Origin of the sequence: Segatella hominis, assembly GCF_019249725.2 — a bacterium.
GTDB lineage: Bacteria > Bacteroidota > Bacteroidia > Bacteroidales > Bacteroidaceae > Prevotella.
The window spans coordinates 3,232,087-3,257,309 of record NZ_CP137559.1 but is presented as its reverse complement, the minus strand read 5'-3'; the positions used below and the strand labels follow the sequence as shown (position 1 = coordinate 3,257,309).

At 44.6% G+C, this 25,223-nt stretch carries 17 protein-coding genes and 1 pseudogene; 12 read left to right on the top strand and 6 right to left on the bottom strand.

All coding sequences use genetic code 11. From position 1 onward, the window contains the following. Window positions 1–29: 29 nt before the first annotated feature. Window positions 30–389: a hypothetical protein gene (locus KUA50_RS13240; RefSeq protein WP_318346042.1), complete on the top strand. Its 360-nt coding sequence runs from the start codon at window positions 30–32 to the stop codon at window positions 387–389. 44 nt (window positions 390–433) lie between these two features. Further along, window positions 434–598 (top strand): hypothetical protein, encoded by a 165-nt coding sequence (locus tag KUA50_RS13235; protein WP_218455869.1) that lies wholly within the window; start codon window positions 434–436, stop codon window positions 596–598. 141 nt (window positions 599–739) lie between these two features. Here KUA50_RS13235 and KUA50_RS13230 read toward each other — a convergent pair whose 3' ends face one another. After that, window positions 740–1,993, bottom strand: coding sequence for an ATP-binding protein (locus KUA50_RS13230; RefSeq protein WP_218455868.1), 1,254 nt, complete (start codon window positions 1,991–1,993; stop codon window positions 740–742). Between the two features lie 120 nt (window positions 1,994–2,113). Here KUA50_RS13230 and KUA50_RS13225 point away from each other — a divergent pair. The 8 genes and pseudogenes from KUA50_RS13225 to KUA50_RS13190 all read left to right on the top strand — a co-directional run. Further along, window positions 2,114–2,452, top strand: a pseudogene (locus KUA50_RS13225) (Rpn family recombination-promoting nuclease/putative transposase); the annotation flags it as partial. A 229-nt stretch (window positions 2,453–2,681) separates the two neighbouring features. Next, on the top strand, window positions 2,682–3,545 hold the full coding sequence (locus KUA50_RS13220) for an Rpn family recombination-promoting nuclease/putative transposase (protein ID WP_218455867.1): 864 nt from the start codon (window positions 2,682–2,684) through the stop codon (window positions 3,543–3,545). Between the two features lie 139 nt (window positions 3,546–3,684). Beyond that, entirely contained in the window at window positions 3,685–3,834 is a 150-nt protein-coding gene (locus KUA50_RS13215; RefSeq protein ID WP_318346041.1) for a DUF4160 domain-containing protein, read from the top strand. Further along, window positions 3,816–4,082, top strand: a complete 267-nt coding sequence (locus tag KUA50_RS13210; RefSeq protein ID WP_118116581.1) for a DUF2442 domain-containing protein — start codon at window positions 3,816–3,818, stop codon at window positions 4,080–4,082. Before KUA50_RS13215 ends, KUA50_RS13210 begins: the two co-directional genes overlap by 19 nt. 56 nt (window positions 4,083–4,138) lie before the next feature. Beyond that, entirely contained in the window at window positions 4,139–4,438 is a 300-nt protein-coding gene (locus KUA50_RS13205) for a hypothetical protein (protein ID WP_218455866.1), read from the top strand. After that, entirely contained in the window at window positions 4,419–4,658 is a 240-nt protein-coding gene (locus KUA50_RS13200; protein WP_218455865.1) for a toxin-antitoxin system, toxin component, read from the top strand. The genes KUA50_RS13205 and KUA50_RS13200 overlap by 20 nt, the downstream gene beginning before the upstream one ends. Window positions 4,659–5,013: 355 nt before the next feature. Beyond that, complete coding sequence (locus KUA50_RS13195) at window positions 5,014–5,901, top strand: Rpn family recombination-promoting nuclease/putative transposase (RefSeq protein ID WP_218455864.1); 888 nt, start codon at window positions 5,014–5,016, stop codon at window positions 5,899–5,901. A gap of 71 nt (window positions 5,902–5,972) precedes the next feature. Then, a complete protein-coding gene (locus KUA50_RS13190; protein WP_218455863.1) occupies window positions 5,973–7,166 on the top strand; it encodes a GDSL-type esterase/lipase family protein in 1,194 nt (397 codons plus the stop codon). A 146-nt stretch (window positions 7,167–7,312) separates the two neighbouring features. Here KUA50_RS13190 and KUA50_RS13185 read toward each other — a convergent pair whose 3' ends face one another. From KUA50_RS13185 to KUA50_RS13170, 4 genes are all read right to left on the bottom strand, one after another. Then, a complete protein-coding gene (locus KUA50_RS13185; RefSeq protein ID WP_218455862.1) occupies window positions 7,313–15,220 on the bottom strand; it encodes a S8 family serine peptidase in 7,908 nt (2,635 codons plus the stop codon). A gap of 189 nt (window positions 15,221–15,409) precedes the next feature. Then, complete coding sequence (locus tag KUA50_RS13180) at window positions 15,410–17,632, bottom strand: M6 family metalloprotease domain-containing protein (protein WP_218455861.1); 2,223 nt, start codon at window positions 17,630–17,632, stop codon at window positions 15,410–15,412. 53 nt (window positions 17,633–17,685) lie between these two features. Then, window positions 17,686–18,252: a xanthine phosphoribosyltransferase gene (xpt, locus tag KUA50_RS13175; protein WP_218455860.1), complete on the bottom strand. Its 567-nt coding sequence runs from the start codon at window positions 18,250–18,252 to the stop codon at window positions 17,686–17,688. 97 nt (window positions 18,253–18,349) lie between these two features. Continuing rightward, complete coding sequence (locus KUA50_RS13170) at window positions 18,350–19,654, bottom strand: nucleobase:cation symporter-2 family protein (RefSeq protein ID WP_022111221.1); 1,305 nt, start codon at window positions 19,652–19,654, stop codon at window positions 18,350–18,352. A gap of 180 nt (window positions 19,655–19,834) precedes the next feature. Between KUA50_RS13170 and KUA50_RS13165 the strand changes: the two genes are divergently transcribed. After that, window positions 19,835–20,824 (top strand): YqiA/YcfP family alpha/beta fold hydrolase, encoded by a 990-nt coding sequence (locus KUA50_RS13165; protein ID WP_218455859.1) that lies wholly within the window; start codon window positions 19,835–19,837, stop codon window positions 20,822–20,824. Between the two features lie 76 nt (window positions 20,825–20,900). On the opposite strand, the gene KUA50_RS13160 is transcribed toward KUA50_RS13165, so the two are convergent. Then, window positions 20,901–21,368, bottom strand: a complete 468-nt coding sequence (locus tag KUA50_RS13160; protein WP_022111223.1) for a nucleoside deaminase — start codon at window positions 21,366–21,368, stop codon at window positions 20,901–20,903. Between the two features lie 275 nt (window positions 21,369–21,643). On the opposite strand from KUA50_RS13160, the gene KUA50_RS13155 reads away from it, so the two are divergent. After that, window positions 21,644–25,141: a DEAD/DEAH box helicase gene (locus KUA50_RS13155; protein WP_218455858.1), complete on the top strand. Its 3,498-nt coding sequence runs from the start codon at window positions 21,644–21,646 to the stop codon at window positions 25,139–25,141. Window positions 25,142–25,223: the final 82 nt, after the last annotated feature.

Sequence of the window (25,223 nt, the reverse complement as noted above, 5' to 3'; positions counted from 1 at the left end):
CCCACCCATGGTTACTTACCGTACCTAGGGTGGGCATTGTTGAATTTTCATCATTACTTTTCCCTAAGGAATATCAAGAAAACTTTTTCGAAAAAATCTTTGGTATATTCCATTTTTATTCTTATCTTTGCAGCGCAGTCCCGGTAAGGCCCTCTCCCAGATTATTCGATGCTGGTGATGACCCCGGGTTTTTTGTTTTTGCAAAAGTACATAAATATTTTGATAGTGACAACAAAAAAGCCTTTTTCTTTGCTTTTTTTGTTATCTCCCTCACCCTCAAACATTTTTCAATAATTCCTTGCTTCTGTCAGAAGAAAAGCGTATCTTTGCAGAAGAAAAGCTGCACTCGGCAATTTGAAAGCAAGCTTTCATTGCGCTCGCTGGCATAATCTGTGCAGCACAAAAGTTGAATCATTAAAACAAGGAGGTAAATATGGACAATAAGAATCTTTCATCAGAAGCGTTACTCTCTAATCAAGGAGATATGACTTCTTTTCGATATGGCAATAGTAATATCCGATTCCGTACTCCCAAGCGCCTCAAGCGATATGTGGATGTTAAGGAATGGGATAACGGATATATTGTTGTACAATCGTAGCTTTATGGTTATAGGGCATTCTTGCTATTGGGCAGGTAACACACCTGCCCTCCCAGTGCTTACTTGCTTCCTAAGGACTGCTCGAATAGATGCCTCTACTTAAAATTCATGGCACATGTGCCACTTTTTTTAAGTGGAAGCCTATTCTAATATGTTTCGTTGCAAAAGAAAATCAAACAAGCTTATGAACAAGATGCCTGCTTCATTGTGATGAGAAACAATATTGTCCTTTACTATGATTATCTTCTGGAAGTTATCTGAGATATGTTTTAGTGATGCAGATTCTTGTTCTATCTTTTCCTTATCAGGAAGAGCAAGGGCAGATTGGATGTAATAACGCTTAGAGCCATTGTTGACTACAAAATCTACTTCCAATTGCTTGCGCATCATTCCTTGTTGCGGTGTTCTGGTACGAGTTTCTACCATACCAACATCCACAAGATAGCCACGGCATCGTAATTCATTGTATATCACATTTTCCATGAGATGGGTTTCTTCTATTTGACGGAAATCCAGAAGGCTATTGCGCAGTCCTAAGTCTACGAAATAGTATTTAGACAATGTACCGATGTACTTTTTCCCCTTAATGTCATACCGCATCGCTTTCTCTATCAGGAAGGCTTCTTGCAAGAATCCTAAGTAATTGTCGATTGTTAACGGAGACAGGTCTGCATTGCTTACGCTCTTGAAAGTGTTGCTCAATTTATTCGGATTGCATGGTGAGCCTACCGATGATGCCATTACTTTAACAAGAGAGTCGAACTCCGTGTTTTTCTTGACATTATTTCTGTCTATCAAGTCTTTTAGATACACCGTAGTATAGAGATTACGCAGATAACTCATCTTCTTTTGCTGGGTATCCAAAGACAAGATTAAAGGCAAACTGCCATACGTAATATAATCTCGCCACGCATATTCTTTGTTGCCATCGTAAGCCGATACATATTCTGAAAAAGACAGAGGGTAAATACGTATTTCATCACCTCTTCCTCTGAACTCTGTGGCAATGTCGGAAGATAGAAACTTAGAATTGCTTCCTGTTACGTAGACATCCACATTGTCTATATGAAGAAGACTGTTCAAGGCTCCAACAAAGTTGTTTACCATTTGAACTTCATCCAATAGGACATAATGAATTTCAGAATCTTTGATGTTACCTTTAATATAGTGTAGCAGTTTCTTGGGGTCACAGTATTCATCGTTCAGTATATCATCCAAAGCCAGAGATATAATATGGTCTGGAGAAATGCCATCTGCCAGGAGATGATCTCTAAACAACTTGAATAGAAGATATGATTTGCCACATCTTCTGATACCTGTAACTATCTTTATCAAGCCATTTTGTTTGCTTGATATGAGTTGGTTGAGATAATATTCGCGCTTAATTTCCTTCATGCTACTTAAAATTTCTGGCACATGTGCCACTTTTTTTAAGTGCAAAGATATGCGAAAGTAGAGTTCTAACCAAAAATTTTTAGATTTATTATACTAAAAAGGTGTGCCTACCAGCCGCGCGAATTCAACAAGGTGGCTAAATCTCCATTGGAAGAATGGGTAGAATACCTGAAAAATGGAGTCATCTCGCCAGAAACCCAGGCACCAGGTCTGCAGGAAGCCCGTGAGAAGCTGAAATACTATTCCATGTCGGATGCTGAACGTTATGCATACGATGAGCACATCAATGCCATCATGATTCAAAATGATGTTTTGGGAAATGCAAGATTGGAAGATATGGAAGAAGGTAGGGCTGAAGAGAAAAACAATATCGCCCGCAAAATGCTGGATAACGGATTGAGCATAGAGCAGATAGCTTTAATTATCGGTTTGACAGAAAAGGAAATAAAAGAACTATAATATAATAAGGTGTATCCTTCTTGCCCCACACATCGGGCAAGCGAGGATACACCTTTTTTATCTCCCTCACCCTCAAACATTTTCCAATAAATCCTTGCTTCTTTCAGAAGAAAAGCGTATCTTTGCAGAAGAAAAGTTGCACTCGGCAATTTGAAAGCAAGCTTTCATTGCGCTCACTGGCATAATCTGTGCAGCACGAAAGTTGAATCATTAAAATAAGGAGGCAAATATGACAGAGCTAAGAGATAGATACATACGTTTTGACTGGGCTATTAAGCGTTTGCTTCGCCAGAAGGCGAACTTTGGGGTGCTTGAGGGCTTCCTGACAGTGTTTCTGAATGAACCTATCAAGATTGTTGATATTCTGGAAAGTGAAGGAAACCAACAAGAAGCGGATGACAAATTCAACCGAGTAGATATCAAGGCCAAAAACAGCAAGGGAGAAATCATTATCGTCGAGATACAGAACACAAGTGAACTGTATTACCTGGAGCGTGTGCTCTATGGAGTAGCCAAAGCCATCACAGAGCATATCAATCTGGGAAATACCTACAAAGAGGTGAAGAAGGTATATTCCATCAGCATTCTGTACTTTGATCTGGGCAAGGGTTCTGACTATATTTATGTGGGACAAAATAACTTCGTGGGCTTGCATACCCAAGACCATCTGATCATCAGCACTAAGGAGAAAGATACGATAGTGCGAAAATCGCCTTCAGAGATATTCCCAACCTATATTCTGGTTCGAGTTAATGAATTCAATAGGGTGGCTAAATCACCATTGGAAGAATGGGTTGAGTATCTGAAGAATGGTGTCATCTCTCCTGAAACCCAAGCGCCAGGTCTGCAGGAAGCTCGTGAGAAGCTGAAATACTATTCCATGTCGGATGCTGAACGTTATGCATACGATGAGCACATCAATGCCATCATGATTCAAAATGATGTTTTGGGAAATGCAAGACTGGAAGGTATGGAAGAAGGAAGAACCAAAGAGAAAAATGACATTGCCCGCAAAATGCTGGCTAATGGATTGAGCATAGAGCAGATTGCTTTAATTACTGGTTTGACAGAGCAGGAAATTAAAGGACTATAATATAATAAGGTGTATCCTTCTTGCCCCACACATCGGGCAAGCGAGGATACACCTTTTTTATCTCCCTCACCCTCAAACATTTTCCAATAAATCCTTGCTTCTTTCAGAAGAAAAACGTATCTTTGCAAAAAAAGAAACGATGCCAACAATATTTATATTTTTCGGATTCAGATTCATGTTTTATTCTAATGATCATGAACCAATTCATGTCCATGTTATCAAGGATGGAAATGAAACAAGAAAGAGTATTTTAATCAAAAATAAGATATTATGGAGCAATATAGAGTAAATCGCGTTTGGGTTGACGATGCCCATATTTGGGCAGAAACCCAAAATGGCTGGAAGGCTAACTATCCTTTCAGTCGTTGGAACCGTCTTGCTAACGCCACACCTGCACAGCGTAAGGCTTTCGTATTGAGTAGATATGGTATTCATTGGCCTGAATTAAACGAAGATTTATGCTTTGAAGGACTGTTCGCAGATGCTGGTATATACAAACCGTCAAATGCAGAAGATACTATTTATTATCAAGCATAATAAAAGGATTTTTTGCAACAGAAGGATAAGTGAATCATTAAAACAAGGAGGTAAATATGGACGACAAGAAAAATTCATCAGAAGCGTTACTCTCTAATCAAGGAGATATGACTTCTTTTCGATATGGCAATAGTAATATCCGATTCCGTACTCCCAAGCGCCTCAAGCGATATGTGGATGTTAAGGAATGGGATAATGGATATATTGTTGTTATGGCTGATTATGAAGGTTTGGGCGAAACGGAAGAGTATATTGACCTTTTGCCCATATTGAAGAATCTGTATATCAATCCTGAGACTTTTCTCAAACCAATCAAGTCAGTAAAAATAGATTATAATGAAGGAAGAAGAGATTAAAATCGTGGCAGAAAATGCTATGATGATTGTTTGCGGATATGCATTTTCGAAAACCGAAGAAGGCCTTATACGTGTAGTGTATCTACACCCGCCATATCATGCTCTTGTTATGACTAGTGAGGGTGAAGTTACAGAAACCAATATGGATGATATTGAAATCAGCATCGTTCAAAAGTATTGGATACGAAACAAAAAATTAATGGAGCAAGCTTATGCCTAAATATTACGATTTTATGATATGTGGGTATTACCTCTATTTATCGTGGAGAATAATTAAAGAAAGGTGTATCCTTCTTGCCCAACAATACGGGCAAGCGGAGGATACACCTTTTTCTTTTTATCTTCCTCAGCCTCAAACATTTTCCCCAAAATCTTTGCATCTTTCAGAAGAAAAGCGTATCTTTGCAGAAGAAAAGCTGCACTCGGCAATTTGAAAGCAAGCTTTCATTGCGCTCGCTGGCATTTTCTTTGCAGAAGAAAAGCTGCACTCGGCAATTTGTAAGCAAGCTTACATTGCGCTCGCTGGCATTTTCTTTGCAGCACGAAAGTTGAATCCTTAAAATAAGGAGGCAAATATGACAGAGCTAAGAGATAGATACATCAGATTTGACTGGGCAATCAAGCGCTTGCTTCGCCAAAAGGCTAACTTTGGAGTGCTTGAGGGCTTCCTGACTGTGTTTCTGAATGAGCCTATCAAGATTGTGGAAATCCTTGAAAGCGAAGGAAACCAACAAGAAGCGGATGACAAATTCAACCGAGTAGATATCAAGGCCAAGAACAGCAAGGGTGAAATCATCATCGTTGAAATTCAAAATACAAGTGAGCTATACTACTTGGAACGTGTGCTCTATGGAGTTGCCAAAGCCATCACAGAACATATCAATTTAGGTAATACCTATAAAGAAGTGAAGAAAGTATATTCCATCAGCATTCTTTACTTTGATTTGGGCAAGGGTTCTGACTATATTTATGTGGGACAGAATAACTTCGTGGGCTTGCATACCCAAGACCATCTTGTTATCAGTACCAAAGAGAAAGATACGATAGTAAGGAAATCGCCTTCCGAGATATTCCCAACTTATATTCTGGTTCGTGTAAACGAATTTAATAAAGTGGCAAAAACTCCTTTGGAGGAATGGGTAGAATATCTGAAGAATGGCATTATCAACCCTGAAACTCAAGCTCCAGGACTACAGGAAGCTCGCGAAAAACTGAAATATTATTCCATGACAAATGCAGAGCGCCATGCATACGATGAGCACGTGAATGCCATCATGATTCAAAACGATGTTCTTGGCAATGCAAAATTGGAAGGTATGGAAGAAGGAAGAGCTGAAGGAAGAGTCGAAGGCAAAACCGAAGCAAAGAATTCAATAGCCTTAAAGATGATGAAAGGCGGAATGTCTATTGAGCAAATCATGCAATTTACAGGGTTGTCTGAAAAAGAAATAAAATCATTATAAGAAGACTATAGGTTGGTCGGTGCTGAAAAATGCATCGACCCTTTTTATATATCACATATTATAAGAGAAGAATGAAAAGAATTATTGCATTTTTTATTTTCCTCTGCGCTATAACAATCAATGCTACGGCACAGGGATGGATAGGCACATGGGCTACTGCCCCACAAACCGTCGTGAAGAGCTTCATGCCCTATAATAACAATATGTCCAACCGCTCCGTGAGACAGGTGGTCAAGGTGAGCATCGGAGGCGACATGATTCGTCTGAAACTCAGCAATATCTATAGTACCGAACCGGTTGTCATCCGTTCTATCTATATTGCCCATGCCAAAGACTCTTTCGCCATCGCCCCCAAGAGTGCGAAATATCTCAAATTCGGCAATCAATACAAGGTTACGATTCCGGCTGGCAAAAGCATCACAAGCGATGCCCTGCCCTATGACCTCAAGCCTCTTCAGCGACTTGCCATCACCATCAACTATACATCCGCACCATCAGTCCCTACCGTCCACATGGGTTCCCGCACCACCTCTTATATCATGAAAGGTGTAACCAATGCCCACTCCAACTTTGTGAAGGCTTTCAGAGAGAACCATTGGTACAACATCAGCGGCATCGATGTCTATACGATGAACAACAACATGAGTGCCATCGCCATCATCGGAAACTCCATCACCGATGGAAAATGCTCTACCGACAATGCACAGAACCGTTGGCCAGACGTCATGTCGGAGATGCTACAGCTGAAGCATAAGATAACCAATCAGGGCGTGCTGAACCTGGGCATCGGCAACAACCGTGTAACCGTTCCAGGTGGTTTCGGCGCACTAGCCAAGGAACGCTTCGACAGAGACATCCTGATGCAGAACGGCGTGAAGAAGGTGATAATCTTTGAAGGCATCAACGACATCGGTGCAGCCAGGAGCGGAAGCAGCGAAACCGTGGCAAGACAGATCATCGAGAGCATCCAGGGAATGATGAAGAAGGCGAAAGCAAGGAAGATGAAGGTTTATCTGGGAACCATCACCCCTTTCAAGGGCGCAGGATATTATACCCACTTCCACGAAGCTGCCCGCCTCTATGTAAACGACTGGATTCGAAGTCAGGCGAAGAACGTGGATGGCATCCTGGATTTCGCCAAGCTGCTTCAAGATCCGAATGATGACAGAAGAATGAAGCGGGAATACGCCAGCAACGACTGGCTCCATCCTAACCCAACAGGCTATAAGACGATGGGAATCTATGCAGCAGACATCGTAAAATAAAGACATCATCGTGAAAAAGAAACATCATAGAAGAACATCGTAAAAAAGAAAAAAGAGGAATCGTGAATAATCATTATCACGATTCCTCTTTTTTATGGATAAGTATCCTGCTTACCAAAGCGGGAAGCAAGATACCGAAATCTACATTACTTAGCGACAAACTTCACTGCTGAAGTCTTGCCATCTACATTAGCTACAAGGTGATATACACCCGCAGCAACCTTACCCAAAGCAACGCTAGCCTTATCGCCAGCATGAACATTCTGCAAGGTCTTCTGAGCCATCAGCTGACCGGCATTGCTATAAACAGAGAGAACAACCTTGTCGGCATCAGCACCGATAGTAACATTCAAATTACCGTTCTCTGCATCTCCATTTACAGTAATATCGCCCTTAGAGGCACCAGCCACAACATTGCTGATACCTGTTGCAGCATCAACAGTCAAGGCTATGACACCAGTAGTAGAAGCACCATTGGCATCGGTAGCCACTACGTTGATGTTGGTCTTACCTGCTGCCTTGCCAGCCACGATAAATCCATCCTCCGACTTGAAGACAGTAGCTACAGATGCATCCTCGACAGAAGCTGTGTAGGTCATCTTGTCGCCATCCACATCCTTGAAGAGTTCAGCGAAGTTATACTGACCAGAGGTCTCGCCAACCTTCATAGCCAACTCTGTGGCACCTACGTACTCAGGTGCACGGTTGGTATGTTCAACGTTGTAGTTGACAACAACTGAGCTTACATTGCCTGACTCATCCTTGGCATTTACGGTGAAGGTATGCTTGCCAGCAGTACCATAATCTGGAACAAGAGCCACATTGAGCTTCAAGCTGCCGCCAGCCTCAACAGTATAAGTACCATTGCTTTCAGAAATACCGTCCTGGGTACCGTCCTCATTCTCATAGCTCTCAACAGCAGCGATGCCGCCTGCATCTTCCAGACTTACGGTGAAAGCCTCACCCTCGGCATCAGCAACAGTTACAGGAACCATCGCCTTGGAAGCCTCAGGAACAGTGGTCTCACCTTCAGGAGCGGTGATGATAGGAGCAGCATTCTTGTCGAGATAGATGTGATAGTTGTAGAGCTTGTTGTATGGATCATTGCTCTTCACTACGAGAGTAGCCTTATTGTTCTTGGCAAAATAAGCACTCTTGGCATTCACCTCGAACTGTACAGGAATAGCCTCGCCAGGAGCAATCTCACCTTCCTTATTCTCGTTGAGCAACTTAATCCATGGCTCACCCTTCTCCTTCTCGATACAAGTCATGAAGTAACCGAAGGCACCATAGCTGTAAGCATTGTCGTAGAGAGCCTCAATGTCAACCCAGCCACCCAATGACTTCAAGTGTGCCATATAGCGATTGGTCTCCATATCTCCATCCTTGGTAGCCATCATGGCAGATCCCTTGTAGCCAGCAGGATATTTCAATACGACATAGAAGGTATCAGCAGGATTGATGTAGATAGGGTTGTCAAACTCCAACATACGTGCAGCACCCTGATAACTACCATCCTCACGAGGTTCTTCCTTGGTAATATGAATCTTGCCATGACCAATGGTCTTCTCGGTAGCAGTAACATCATTGCCCAGAATAACAGAAGCCTCGATGTCAACATTCTCCAAGTCGCCTACTGTACCGACGAAGTAGAGATGGGTAAGATTGAAACCTTCAGCAGGAGCCTCATAGCGAGTTGCTGCATAGAAGTTCTCATCCAGAGCAGCAGCACCCGTACCCATCAGGGCTGCCTGAGCATTGGTTACAGGGTTGAGCACTGGATAATATAGCGCATTACCCTCGTAACCTGAAGGCAAGTCGTAGATGAACTTCTGATCATCCTTCACCTTCTTCAAGCCAAGAGCCTTCACCATGCCCTTCTTGCCAGAAATCTTCTCTACACAGGTAGCAACGAAATTCTTGGCAACATCCTCTGAAGGATAAGAGATGACGTTATAGGCAGGAGCAGGATCGTTGCCGTCCTCATACTCATTGCCTGCATCACGACCAGATGGATCGAGACTCAATGAGTAAGTAAGCTTATACTCGCCATCGTTCATCAGATTGACGGTACGAGTGTCCTTATAGTCAGAAGCCACATTTTCAATATGCAACTCCTCTGGGTCGAAGGCCATGACAGGAGCCTCTGTGATATTCAGCTTGATAGTAGAGGTGTGTGTCTCCTCATTCAAGCCCTCTACTGTAAATACGAGAGGGAAATCCTTCTTATGTACCTCATAAACATTATAAGGAGCGATTCTGAACTTCACGGTGTCGGTACCTACTACGATAGGTGCCATCATGCCGCTCTTGTATGGAACCCAAGCCTTGGCTGTAGCATCATCAGAGAGAGCCATTGGACCTGGGTCGATACCGTCGTCACCGCCATAGTTGCTTTGTGCAGCATAGACCTCAAGTTCACCTTCTGGAGCAGAAGGCTCCTCAACATCAGGGTCATCAGACTCCGAGCCAGTAAACATCTCAGAAGCAACGTCTGTGATAGTGAATGCCTTGGTTCCCTTGTTGACTACATAGAATTCATAGTATGAAGGATCCATTGCGTTCTCATCTACAGGCTGCTCAACATTGATTACCTCAGGGAACTCAGCCTGAGCCTCACCAGTGATATTCAGCTTAACAGGAATCTTAACGCTTGCACGAGAAGGATCGTTGGTTGTAACGTTCAATTCGTAATCGTAAGTGTCAGCCAGCTGGTTAGCTTTCAGCTCAACCGGCATTTCAACCTGCTCACCTGGAGCCACTACATAGTTCTTATATGGAGAGAACTCAACGGCATTGCCGTCGGTGATATACATATCAGCAGGAGTAATACCACGAGTACCGGTATGATCCATGATACCACAGAGACCGAATACGCCCAACTGGAATCCATCAGGATCTACATTGTACTGGAACTTGAAGGAACCGTCCTTGCGGAGAATCACCTCAAAGTTCATACCCTGCATCATCGTATTGCCATAATTCTTATAGCTTACAATAACCTCATCATCCTTTGCCTTGTAATATACACCATCAGAAGATGGGGTATTCATAGAGTGGTTACCCCAGAATGGGCAGATGATGTTGGTATAGAAGGTTTCTGTTGTTGGCAGACTTGCTGGTGGCTCAGGGAACTGCTTGTAATCCTCTACCGGAGCATCGAAAGATACGAAACCTGTATTGTAGATATACATGCTCTTATACTTCTTGCCATAGAATGGGAACTCGAATGGAAGTTCCACCTTCTTGAAGTCTGTCTTGTCAATATAGTATGCATAAGGCATGTGCTCAGTATAGTCGTTGGTGATGTCTACCCAGTTATAAGGTATATCGAAGCCATCGAGCTTAGACTTGAACACATAATCAACAGTAGACTTATCAGTAGCCTCCTGGTCGGAAGCTGTATACCAAGAAGCAGGCTCAGCAGAGAACGTAAGGTTCTCATCGCCCTCGTTGGTTACCTGGATTGTCTTTTTTACGTTGGTACCATAAGGAGTTTCAACCTCCAGGCTCTCTGGATTACTCTTCCAGGTAGGATTACCAATCACCTCTGCCTTCAATGGTATTTCCTTGGTTGTACCATCCTGATAGGTGATAACGAGAACATCTTCTACAGTACCCTTCTCGGCAGTAGGCAATGTTACTACGATATCCTTGCCCTGACCTGCAGGAACAGAGAAGGCCGCATTCATATCTTCAGCAAGAGTAAACTTGCCGTTCTTGACAGTTACGCTTGTCACGTTGAGAGCATCCTTACCATTGTTGCTCAACAATACTGTGCGCTGCTGGGCAGAAGTACGGAATACCTTACCGAAATCTACGCTGGTAGAATCGAGAGCAGCCTCAGCCTTCAGGTTGTCGCCAACGATGTTGGCAGTCAACTTGACAGATGCACTTGGGTTGATTGGGTCGTTGGTGATAACGGTGAGATAGTTGGTCAGAGGTCCTGCCACCAATTCATCGTTGGCTGCCAATGTTACCTTGATTTCCTTGCTTTCACCATTGCCTACATAGCCTTCAGTGCTTGACAGGCTCTTGATCATAGACTTGGCAGGAGCCACAATCTTGATGGCGCTGCCAGTAACAATATCATAATAAGGAGCATCCAGACCATCATTGCTCTCCTGTACCTTGTTGGCATCAACAAATATACAAGGATCAGAAGCAGCAATATCGCTGACACCTACGAAGTTGTGACCACCAGAACCGAATACGCCTGCTGGATTATAATCATCGTAGTAAACCTCTACACTTCCGTCAGGGCAAAGAGCCATGTGGAAACTGATAGTAGTTGTTTCGCCGGCACCATTGGTTGCAGGAGTTACCACATCCTTGAACTTGATATAGAGTTTACCGTTCTTATGACCATAGGTAATCTTACTGTTGGCACCCATGTCCATCCAGCCAGAGTTGGTATAAGCCGAAATATAGCCCAATCCCTGTACACAATCGCCGGTAGGAACCATACAAGAGATACGGCCATCCGCCTGCTGCATGGAGACACCACCATAAGAAGATACGTAAATCTGCTCGTAGTCCTTGCCATAGAATGGGAACTTGAAGCCCACCTTGATAGGACCCGACTGCCAATTGTCGTTGGTAAACTGAGAGGTGATGTCCTTCTCGTCAGCCAACTCTGGAGCTGGCTCATACTCGAATGATTCGTCGCCGGCAACATTAGAGATGGTAGTATAACCAAACTTATGTGCTTTGGCAGTAGAACCTACTATCTTCTCGGAAGAGAACTTAGGGAAGACATACTGCAAAGGATAATTACCGGTATTCTTGATAGTGATGGTAGCAGTCTTATCCTCACCGCCTACCTTCAAGTCGCCTGCATCGTAAGCATCAGGAGTTACACTCTGCTTGGCAGGAACTGAAGCGACACCGCGAACCAGGAACGAATACTGCTGACCATTCTTATCGGTCAGGGTAATGGTACTGCTGAAGTTGCCCTCCTTGGTAGGAGCGAACGTCACTGGCAACATACCGGTAGAGCGGGCTGCAATATTATTGGCACCCTTTGACACATTGAACTGATCGGATGAAGACTTCAAGTTCTTTGGAGCCTGGAGCATACCATATTTACCACCGAATACACCATAACCGCTATTGGTCAACTCTACATCAATGGTCTTGGTCTGACCAACCAGCAAGTCACCGAAGTCAACCAGCTGCTGGCTGTGCAATTCTGGCTTATAGCCCTTCACGGTCATAGACAAAGCAACCTGCTGCTTGGAATCAACAGCCTCATTGCTCTTGACATGGATATTGAAGTTGTAAGTACCATTCACCAGTTTCTGACCATCATTCTTCAGAGTAACCTTCTGGCTTTCGTTAGGACGAACCTCACCGCTGATAGGCTCAGGGTTGAGAACCTGACTCCAGTCTGGGTTCTTGCTGATGGCCTGTACTGCCCATGTGAGCTGACTGGCTATTGCCTCGAAGCTGGTGCCCTTGAGAACCTCACTCAGCTGAGTCCAGGTTGTACCGTTATCAGAGCTATAGAAGCTGTACTGGGCAACATCGGTTCGGGTAGTCTTGCCTGTACCCAATGGGTTCTTGGCGCCTGCAGGGAACTTAGCCACTACCCAGAAGCTTGAACCAGGAGCAAAGTGAATCTGCTCTTTCAGGGTGATAGGATAATTGTATGCCCAGAAGTCATAATTAACCTTCTGAATCAAACTTGCAGTAGAGATAGAACGTGAACCGTCGTAAATCTCAATCACAGGATCCTGTCCGTTCTGTCCCTGAATACGAAGATCGGTCAGGTTGAAACCATTAGGATAAGTTGCCTTATCTACATAGAAATACTGAGCCAAAGCATTTGGCAGCTTGGTATCAGTTTCACCGATATAGCTGTACAACTGGTTGGAATAAGTCAAAGTGTCTGGCCAATCCTTTGCCTGATAGTTAGAAGTAGCCACAGCGTTGCGCTTCACAAGTGTTGGGCTGACTGTACCGCTGAAAGGAAGAACCTGACCTGGGTTTGGCTTCTTGATACGACCGCTGGTAGACATAGTAGCTCGGGTCGTAGCAGTAGTAAGCTGATACTTCAGCACGCCCTCACCGGCATTCTTTACATTGAAAGAAGCCTCGGCTGTGGAAGCCTTGGTGGCATCTACGGTCATAGAAAGGTTCTTCTTGTCTACCTGAACCTTAGGACCTGCATTGGTGGTAGCCTCCTTGATTGGAGATACGGCAGAAGCCTTACCCCAACGGTTGTAAGCTACAATTGCAAAATAATACTTAGTAGAAGCCTTCAAGCCTTCTACCTCATAAGACATCTTGTCGCCAGAATACTTGAACTTGGTATCTACAGTAGCAGAGCTCAACTTATTCAAGTCGTCTGTAGCAGTGAAAGCCTCTGTGCTATAATAAATTACATGATGATCAATGCTCTTCTCTTCGGTTTCAGGAATCGTCCATTCGATGAGAGCATTGTCGTGAGATGCAGTAACAGTGAAGTCGGCAACAGCCTCAGGCACACTACCCTCCTTGCCCTGCAAAGCCTTGTAAGCATCGATATAACCGGAGCCCATCAAGCCCTTGTACTCAGGATTCTGAGTATAAAGGTCGTTTACAGAAGTGGTAAGCAATGTTCGGAGAGTCTCATTAGAGAACTGCTTGTTACCATACTTGGAAAGAATCAATGCTGCAATACCAGATACATGAGGACATGCCATGGAAGTTCCCTCATTATAACCATAGGTACTATTAGGCAAAGTACTCAATACGCCATACTGCTGACCATTGTCTTCCAAACCACCAGGGGCTGTAACATCAACCCACTTGCCACGGTTGGAATAATAAGCCACGCTTCCGTCTGGAGCCATAGAACCAACAGCCACAACCTTGTCAAGACAACCAGGATAATAATTGCCTTCCTCGCCATTGTTACCGGCAGCAAAGATACAGAGACCACCGTTCATCTTGTCGCCACCACCATTCTTGGTGAAGTAATCAACAGCTTCTGTAACCGACTTATCCTCATCGTCTGCAACACTGGCACCCCAAGAACACTGGGCAATGCTTGCACCGCGATCGGCTGCATAAACTATGGCTGCACCGAAATCAGCTACAGCAGAACTGCTGGCACGACTGTCAAATACCTGACAAACCATCATCTTGACACCGCCCTTACCGTCACTACCACCAGCAACACCGCAGACACCGATACCATTATTATTGGTTGCACCTACAGTACCTGCTACATGAGTACCATGAGAGTGAGCGTTGATATCACTTGAATTGATAACAAAGTTATAGCCGTAGATATCATCTACATAGCCATCACCATCATCATCAACACCAGGCTTACCGTTCAACTCGGCTGTGTTGATCCACACATTGTCCTTCAGGTCTGGGTGATCTACCTGGAAGCCACCATCAATGATAGCAACCACAACATCCTTAGAACCGGTAACACCAGTTTCCCAAGCCTTGAATACATTGGCATCGGCACCCACCTTGGTTCCTGCGATATGCCCATCGTTGTTGTAATGCCACTGTTCATTGAGCAATGGATCATTGAAAGGCATGGTAGATGCAGCCTTGGCAGCCCTAGCTACAGCAGCAGGAGAAACCTCCAGGAAACGCTCACCGCCAATAGGCTTGTAAAGAGGAATTCGCTGTGCGTAAGATACGCCTTCAGCAGAACGGAACAGGTTTCTTGCCTGTGCCAATTTCATACCTGATGCCTCATAATGGACATCATACCAAAGATCCAGTCCGAAAGCCTTGTGCTTTGCCTCATTCTTACCGGCATAAGGAAAGACACGGGTCATGGAGACTGCCTTTACTTTCTGATTGACCCTGTCGAGCGGGGTCACGCCAGTCTGAACATACTTCTTGTTAGTGCCTTTTACCGACAACGGAAGCTTAGCCGCAATCATACGGTCGGCTATCTCACGCTGAAGTTTGACACGCACAACGCCCTCTACAAAGTTAGACTCTGCAGATTGTGTAGTAGAAGATGTAGACTGCGCACTGATACGAACGTTGCTGCCTAAACACAGCACCGCACATACAAGTAATAGTAATCTTCTTGTCATGTTTGTTTTGTTATTAAAATAAAAATAAAATTTCTCTCTCGTTTATATAAACCGAGTGCAAAATTAAATATTTTTATTGAAATACCAAAACAATCCCATCATTTTTATATAAAAAAGCGTAAGAAAAGTGTAATAACACAAAATACCTCTACACTTTTCTTACACTTTATAACCATACCAGGTTCTACCCTAATAAATCATCACTTTCCTTACCTGCCCATCTTTCCGTCGAATAATATTCACACCCTGTTGAGGCTTTGAGAGCCTGATTCCATCCAGGGTATAATAACCTTCAATGTCAGACAGTTGAGGCATCGTCACCTCTGCTATGCCATCCACAGTATTGTCTGTTACCTTTACTTCATCCAGGAAGAAACGGCCCTTATCGGCTGTAAAGCTAACCTTCACCTCACCCGTTGCGTAAACAGAAGCCCCCAACTGAGTCCATTCTCCCTTCTTGAGAGGTACTGAATACTTAGACAGTTCAGGCTTGCGGATAACCGCCATCTGCCTTGCGCCACTATTCACATCGGTTATCTCCAGATACAACTTGGTGGCATCACTTTTTCCATCCCATGCCGCAGCCTTGAATGAAAGTATCGCAGAACCTTTCACCGAAAAAGTTGGCGTGGTGATATTTCCGGCAACTCCCGATTTTCCGAGTCTTACGCAGCCGTTGGCTTCGTAAACAGTTCCTATACTGGTCCATCCACCATTATCCAAGTCTTCACCCGACACTTGAGTTCCAGCAATACTACCTTTCCACAGGTTATCGTTTCCACCTGTACCATGACACTTGTCAAACGATTCATAAAATAAAGTAGAGCCTGAAGGCTGTACCGGTGTATCAGGATTCTGATCGCCTGAGCGCTCAGCCTTACTCACCGTAAACGATGCCGAACCATCACTTGCAATGGCGATATTCTTGATGTCAAGATGCATATACTTAGAACCGTCAGCATTCTTATTATATAAGGTGGATGCCGGTTGGGATGTAGCTGTAAGACTACTATTAGACTGATAAGGATAGAGATCACTTGCCGAACCATCCAAATAGGTCGATTTGCCTGCTCTGAAGATGGTAAGACGAGGATGGTCATTGACAAATTTCTGATTGGCTTCGTCATAATATTCACTATTCGAGTTTGGTACATTATAATACCAGACATCAGCATCATAATCTACATGAGTAATCATAACTCCCGCTCCAGGAAGTTCAGCATCCCATCCTGACTTCTGTCGGTTTTCAATGATGTAATACTCGTCTTCATGTGCCTTGTTTCTGATGATATAAGCATCTCCTCCCTGGCTCATCGCCATGACATCAGCCACCTTTGTCTCCTTTTCTATATCCGTCAAGTCATGAAGAGTAATCCAACCACAGCTTGCTTTCTCATAAGCCGAATACCCAGCAGGCCATTTTCCGTCTCCATTGTAACTGCCACTATCCATCAGGTCAAATTCACCCAATCCAAACCATCCGGTATAACTGGTGTCATAAAGATCGGGCAAATCCAGACAGTGAGAGAATTCATGGCAGAAAGTACCGATTCCATCGAGTTTGTTCTGACCATTCAATTCACTGCTGCAGGCGTAAGTATCCACCTTAACCCCATCAAACTGCAACACTTTGCCATAATCAGACAATGACAAAGCATACATGTGAGGCCAAATGGTAGAAGCTGTACCACCATTGGCTTCGCCTTTACCGGCATAGAGAACAAAGACCTGTTCCACTTCGCCATCATTATCCCAATCATACTTGGAGAAGTCAACTCCCTGCTGCTTCGCCCAAAGGCAAGCCTCAGCAATCATTGCACCCGCACGCAAATCTTCACCGTCAGTACTATTTGCGCCATAATAAGCAGTGGCATTCTGCAGAGGACAGATACCAACCACGTCGAAATCCAGTTCGAACTGTCCCATACTTTGGGTACGGAAATAATCCTTCACACTGCCACGGAAGCCATTTTCCTTGTAATTATCGCCATTGACTATCTGCTTATACAATGTCAGATCATGCCCACTCTGGAACTTACGATCGGAGAATTCGGCTAAAATGACAAGTCCCTTCCTAGCTCCACGGAAACTATTCTGTTTTGCTTTCGCCTTTTGAAGATGAAGTTTCTGTCGAGATTGAACCTTTGCACGACGGGCTGCCGCATTCTTCTTGCGAGACAAGGAAGCAGTAGAATCCAATCGCTTTCCTTGTCCTGTTGCAGCATCCATTACATACTTGGTTCCGTCTTCCGAAACATAATAATGCATGAATTCATCGCCCACTAACTGTACACGGACCTCAGTTCCATCAGTCAAAGTCATCAAACGCCAAACGCCTCGCTTTGCAGGCACTGCCATAGAAGACAATGCCATACAAAGCAAGGCGTTCAATAAACAAAATCTTATCTTCATATCAGAATGAATATCATAGGATAAAAAACGATGCTTGATTTCAGCAGATTCTCTTACTTCAAGACAATCTTGCAATCTTCCAGACTCTCTACGGTAGCAAGAGCCTCATAACGGATTCCCTCCTTGCGCAGAAAATCACCACCATGCTGGAATGCCTTCTCGATGATGAAGCCCATTGCCTCAATCGTGGCACCAGCCTTCTCGCAGAGATCCATCACACCCTTGGAAGCGTTACCATTAGCGAGGAAGTCATCGATGAAGATCACGTGATCCTCTGGAGTCAGGTAGCTGTTGCTCACACAAACCGTATAGTCACAATCCTTGGTAAAAGAGTGAACCACCGAGGTAATCATCCCCTCCATGGTCTTAGGCTTCTTTTTCTTTACGAAGACTACAGGAAGATGGGTCAGGTAACCCACCATGATGGCAGGAGCGATGCCCGAAGCCTCGATAGTAACAATCTTGTTGTACTTGATGTCCTTGAAAAGGCGCACAAATTCCTTAGCCAGGTCCATCATCAGGATAGGATCCATCTGATGGTTCACAAAGCTATCCACCTTCAGGATTCCTCCAGGAAAGCATCTGCCTTCCTGCATAATTCTTTCTTTCAGTAAATCCATTATTCTGATTTGAAATTGATATGATTGATGATTAACAGCCATCATTCCCATTCCTGCTCTATTCCGCCGGATAAAAGGAAATGATGACCTGTCTTTTTTATTTTTCCAAATTCTTAGGCAATACAAGATTCAGAATAACTGCGAGCAGGAACACTACAGCCACACAGTTGTCTGCAAATACGGTACGTACAATCTCTGGGAAGATATTAAACATACCCGTTGCCTGAGTGAAACCGAGACCCACACTGAGCGAGAGGCTCACAATCACCATATTGCGCTGGGAGAAACCCGTACGTGCCATCATGCCGAAACCAGCAAAGAGGATGCTACCGAACATCATGATAGTACATCCACCTAATACAGCCTGCGGAATGGTTGTAAGAACATAACCGATAGCAGGGAATACACCACCGATAATCATGATGATGGCACCCATGGCAATTGTGAAGCGATTGACCACGCCCGACATGGCAGCCAAACCTACGTTCTGGCTGAAAGATGTAATAGGAGTACATCCGAAAAGACCAGAAACCGAACTTACATAACCATCACAGCAGACAGCCGCACCCATCTCCTTGGTATTAGGATCACGCTTCAGGGCACTATTGCAAAGCGCTGACGTATCACCGATGGTCTCTGTAGCAGAAACCAGATATACAGCCACTACAGAAAGGATGGCACCTATATTAAACTCTGGAGTAAAAGGCAGAATACGAGGCAAGGCGATGATAGAAAGATTGGTAAGACCACTATAGTCTATCATACCCATAAAACAAGCAAGTATATAACCCACTATCAAACCTACGAGCACGGAAAGAGAGCGAAGGAATCCCTTGGCAAAAATCTGACAGAGAAGACAAGCCAATAAGGTGACAGAACCCACAATCCAGTTGTTCATGCTACCGAAATCGGCAGCACCCTGACCTCCGGCAAAAGAATTGGCACCCACAGGAAGAAGTGAAAAACCAATGGCTGTAACCACCGTAGCGGCTACTACAGGAGGAATCAGTTTGATCCAATACTTGGCAAAAAGTCCGAGTGTACCTTCCACGAGACCACCGATAATAACCGCACCGATGAGCGTACCCATTCCATGGGCAGCAGCAATGCTGATGGCAAGAGAAAGGAAGGTGAAGGAGATACCCATCACGATAGGGAGGCGTGAACCGATGCGCCATACCGGATAGAGCTGTACCAAAGTACCGATACCGGCGATAACCATACAGTTCTGGATAAGAACGGCGCTGATAGAGCTGTCCAACCCGACAGCACCGGCAAGAATCATGATTGGCGCAATGTTACTTACAAACATTGCCAACACATGCTGAAGACCAAATGGGAGTGCTTTACCGACGGGCACCCTACCGTCAAGTTTGTAGAGATTTTCTATTGACTGTTTCATGTCGTATGTTATTATATTTCGATAAAAATCTAATAGAATTTTCGAAAAGAACCTCTTGGAGTCCAAAAAGATGGCGCAAAAGTACAAAGAAAAACTGAGAAAGTGAAATTTCTCTCCCATTTATTTTGATTTGTCTGCAAATAGATGTACTTTTGCAGGGCAATTAAAAATTCAAAGACAATGGAAAATCCATATATCAAGCAATTCCCCGACCTCATGTCGGGCAAGAAAATCATGTATGTTCACGGTTTCCTCTCTTCCGGACAGAGCGGAACTGTAAAGATGCTTCAGGATCTCATGCCCAATGCTACCTTCGTGGCTGAAGACATACCCGTACATCCGGAAGAAGGTATGGAAATGCTCCTCAAGTTGCAGGAAACAGAGAATCCCGACCTGATTATCGGTACCTCCATGGGCGGTATGTACACAGAAATGCTGAAAGGTACTGACCGCATCCTCGTAAACCCAGCTTTCGAAATGGGCAATACCATGAGCAGTATGACCGGTAAACAGGAATTTCAGAATCCACGAAAGGATGGTGTCAACGAACTGATGGTGACCAAGGGACTCATCAAGGAATACCGTGACATTACCGAACGATGCTTTCAGAACATCACTCCAGAGGAACAGGCAAGGGTATATGGTCTCTTCGGAGACAAGGACCCATTAGTGCATACCTTCGACCTCTTCCATGAGCATTATCCCAATGCCATCCGCTTCCATGGCGAGCACCGCCTCATCGACAAGGTAGCCTTCCACTATCTCTGTCCAGTCATCCGCTGGATAGATGACAAGCAAAACGGGAAGGAACGCCCTATCGTATATATCGATTTCGACGCTTTGCACGACAGTTACTGGAAAGCCACAAGCAGCATGCACAAGGCCTACGAGATGCTCATCGAATACTACAATGTATATATCGTAGCCTCAGCACCTACCAACGACCATGAGTATATGGCAAAGGTACAGACCTGGGTGGAGGAATATCTTTCTACCCCAGCCTACAACCATATTCTCTTCACCAATCAGAAGAATCTGCTCTATGGCGACTATTTCATTGACCCACATCCAGCAGAGGATTTCATGGGAACAACGATCGAATATGGCAGCGATGAATTCAAGACATTCGAGGAGATTGTCACCTTTTTTGATAGATTAGGAGGACAATAACAAAAACAAACGAGGCCCTGATGTCAATTCATTCCATCAGAGCCTCGTTTTGTCTTGGCTTTTTATTCAAAAAGCTTTAGTATTCCGTCTTTGCCGCATTCTCTTCCCACATACGGAAAGCCCCCAACGCCTCATCTCTCATCAGCGCAATCATCGGCTTGTGACGGTCTTCTATCTTGCGGTCAATTTCCTCATAGATAAACTCATCATCAAAACCAATCTTGGCTGCATCCTTTCGGTCGTTGGCATAATAGATACGATCAAGATGTGACCAATAGATGGCACCTAAGCACATCGGACAAGGTTCGCAGGAGGTATAGATTTCGCAACCCTCCAGATTGAAGGTTTTCAACTTGAAGCAAGCCTGTCGTATGCAGTTTACCTCTGCATGAGCCGTAGGATCCTTGTCAATCGTCACACTATTGGAAGCCTCAGCAATGATGATTCCATCCTTGGCAATGACCGCTCCAAAAGGACCGCCACCGTTTCTTACGCTATTTTCTGAGAGCTCAATGGCTCTGTGCATCAATTCTTCTTTTGTCATAATCTAAGTCTTTATACCTTATTATATAATATAGAGGGCTACAAATTTACGAAATATTCTTGAATCCGCAAGGTTTTCTGCATTATTTTTATTACTTTGCAGCCAAATAGGATTCTTATCGGAATTTTAAGAAAGAAAATCAAGAGAGAGAGAACAAGATTAGTAACGAAAAGAAAGATATAGAGAAGCAGATCCCCAAAGTTAACAGTTAATTATCAATAATTATAAATACCTTTATTATAAGAGTATTTATAATTTTTGTAACTTTGTTGCCTATGAATCAAAACAACATATCCGCCACAGAACTTTTCCTGCGGGTAAGGGAACTCTTGATGCTTCCTGACCTGGAACCGGCTACACGCAACAAGATGATGCACGATACGCTCATCCTCTGCTGCCACGAAGGAGTAAAGAATACGAAACAAGCTTTCGGTAACCTTTTCGCCCAGGTGGATTATCTCTGCAAGGTACATGGCATCAAAATAGCCGACAAGATTGCCATCCAGACCATGCGCCGACACAGCAACAAGCAGGAACCTCTATCGGAGGAAGATCTGAAGTACGATGCCCGTGCGCTCGCCATCTTGATCTCTGCCGTATGCCAGACTGATATTCCACATGAACTGACCGTTCTCATCCCACATACCAACCGCCCCTACCAGAAGGGACTCGACATCAGCAACCGACGCATCCGCTGCATCGTGAAAAACTGGGACGCGGACTTCATCCATGTGGATATCGACCATGATACTGATGAGGAAGAACATCTCGTTTGTCTCAAAGATGAGGCAAACGGCATCGACCATACCTATCTCTGCGAAATATTGGAGGAAGGCATGCAGCTCAACCTGCTCGACTGTCAGATACGCCAACCAGTCATCACGCCCCGACTCATCATCGTAGAACCGGATTATCTCATTGACATCAGTAGTATCGCAGCCTGCTTTACCGAGTTCGGTCATCATCCCCTGCTATATCTCTTGAATCTGATGAAACCCCGTGCCAACACCCAGGCTACCCTACTTGGTAACTTTGCCGGTGCTGCGCTCGACGATATCATCAATTCGCATGGCAAGTATCAGGTGAACGAAACAATCAAGAGCAATTTCAGAGAAAAGGCTCTGGAATTTTGCACCTGTCCCTGGTTTGACGCCAAGAAATTCTATACCGATGCCAACCTGCAGGCTTACAATCTGCAGCAGGTAGTGGATATTCTCTTCCCCCGCACCGCCTCCCAGGCACAGATGAATGCCTTTCGGGGCGAGGGCATCTACGACCGGAAGAAAGCTATCCTGGAGCCGTCATTCGTGTGCGAAGCCCTTGGCATACAGGGACGTGTCGATCTGATGACCACCGACTGCAAACTTCTCGTAGAACAGAAATCAGGACGAAACCTCAATATCGAAAGCCATCAGGCAGACCCTAATTACCACAGTTTCCAACTGGTGCCCCACTATGTACAGTTGCTGCTCTACTATGGCGTATTGCAGCACAACTTCAAGTTGGGCAACAATCTCGTCAACATCCGTCTGCTCTACTCCAAGTACCAGCCGCAGAACGGACTGATGGTGGTAGCCTATTACCAGAAACTTTTCAGGGAAGCCATCGAATACCGCAACCAACTCGTTGCCGCTTCTTTTGAAATAGCCAAGAAGGGATTCGAGCATGCGCTGAATGAGTTTACCCCTGATGTTCTCAATGTAGCAGGCACCCAGGACTTCTTCTACAACAAGTACCTGAAGCCACAACTGGCAGACATCACCGACCCGCTTCATGCACTCAGTCCTTTAGAAGAAGCCTACTTCTGCAGGATGATGACTTTTGTGCTCCGCGAACAGATGATTTCCAAAGTAGGTGCCCAGGAAGGAAGCAATACTTCGAGCAGCGATCTCTGGACGATGCCCCTTGCCGAGAAAAAGGATGCGGGCAACATCTATACCGACCTTCATATCATCAGAAAGGATCAGAGTGGAGAAGGTAGCGGTTACGATACCATTACCCTGAGCGTACCCGACCAAGGCAAGGACTTCCTGCCCAATTTCCGTATCGGCGACATGGTATATCTCTATACCTACAAACTGAAAGAAGAACCAGACGTCAGGAAAGCTATATTATATAAAGGTGTATTGCAGGAGATTCATTCCCATGAAATCGTGGTACATCTCAACGATGGTCAACAGAATGCTGACATCTTCGAAATGGACAAGCCATACGCTATCGAGCATGGTACTACCGATGCCAGCACCGGTGGAAGCATCCGCAATCTGCACCAGTTTATCTGTGCACCTCAAGAGAAGCGCGACTTGCTATTAGGGCAGCGCCCTCCCCGCCGCAACACCTCGCTCACGCTGACCAGACATTATGACGAAGTGCTTGACGATATCATCCTGAGAGCCAAACAGGCACAGGATTACTTTCTGCTCGTGGGACCTCCGGGAACAGGAAAGACAAGTCGTGCCTTGAAGTTTATGGTAGAAGAAGCATTGAACGATGGAACAGGAATGCCGACAGCAGAAAGCATCGCCGCTGGAGGAAAGACGGCTCAAAAGCCAGCCTCTTCCATCCTACTGATGAGCTATACCAATCGTGCCGTGGATGAAATCTGCGAGATGCTGGTAGATTCCGGCATCCCATTTCTGCGACTCGGTAGCGAATATTCCTGCGATGAGCGATTCCGTCCATATCTGATAGAAAAAGCCATTGCCCAATGTCCGAAGTTGGAAGCCATCAAACAATATATAATAGGTACGCGCGTCATCGTGGGAACAACCTCGATGATGACCTCCAAGCCTTTCATATTCAATCTGAAGCATTTCAAGCTTGCCATCATCGATGAATCGAGTCAGATTCTGGAACCCAATCTCATCGGATTGCTTTCAGCTATAGACAAGTTTATCCTCATCGGAGACTATAAGCAACTGCCAGCGGTGGTACAGCAGAGTGAACAGGACTCTGCCATTCCTACCATCAATGACAGTCAGCAGAACAGCCTGATGGATATGAGTATTCTACAGGGCATCTGCCTTACCAACTGCCGCAACTCCCTTTTCGAGCGCCTCATCCGCTGGGAAGACCATGAGCATCGTACCGATTTCATCGGCATTTTGCGCCGTCAAGGACGAATGCATCCAGAAATAGCCGAGTTCCCAAACAAGATGTTCTATCGCCGGGAACAACTGGAACCGGTACCATGCAAGCACCAGTTGGAAACCCAACTTGCCTATTCTCTTCCATCAGAGGATGAACTCGATGAACATCTGAAGAATCATCGTATGATATTCATACCATCAGAATTCTGCAAGGAGCCGAATATTTCCGACAAGATCAATGCCAACGAAGCAGAAATCGTAGTAGATATACTTCGCCGCATACACCGATATTACGGAGATCAGTTCGATAGTCAGAAAACAGTGGGAGTCATCGTACCTTACCGCAACCAGATAGCCATGGTGCGAAAGGGAATCGAGAAACTTGGTATTCCAGAACTGGAGAAAATCAGCATCGACACCGTAGAAAGATACCAGGGCAGCCAGCGTGATGTCATCATCTACAGTTTTACCATCCAGAACATCTGGCAACTGGACTTCCTGGCAGGAAACAGTTTTATAGAAGACGGTCATATCATCGACCGTAAACTGAACGTAGCCATCACTCGTGCAAGAAGGCAAATGATTATGACCGGTAATCCTGAAATTCTCCGTAATAATCAGATTTTTAATGATTTAATGGAATACGTAAAAGGAAAAGGCGGCTTTTTTGAGAAATTTCATTGAAAAAGTTTGGCGGTATGGAAATAAAGTCCTATCTTTGCAAAAGAATAGAAAAAACAAAGATAATTCAATAGAGATTAAAGAT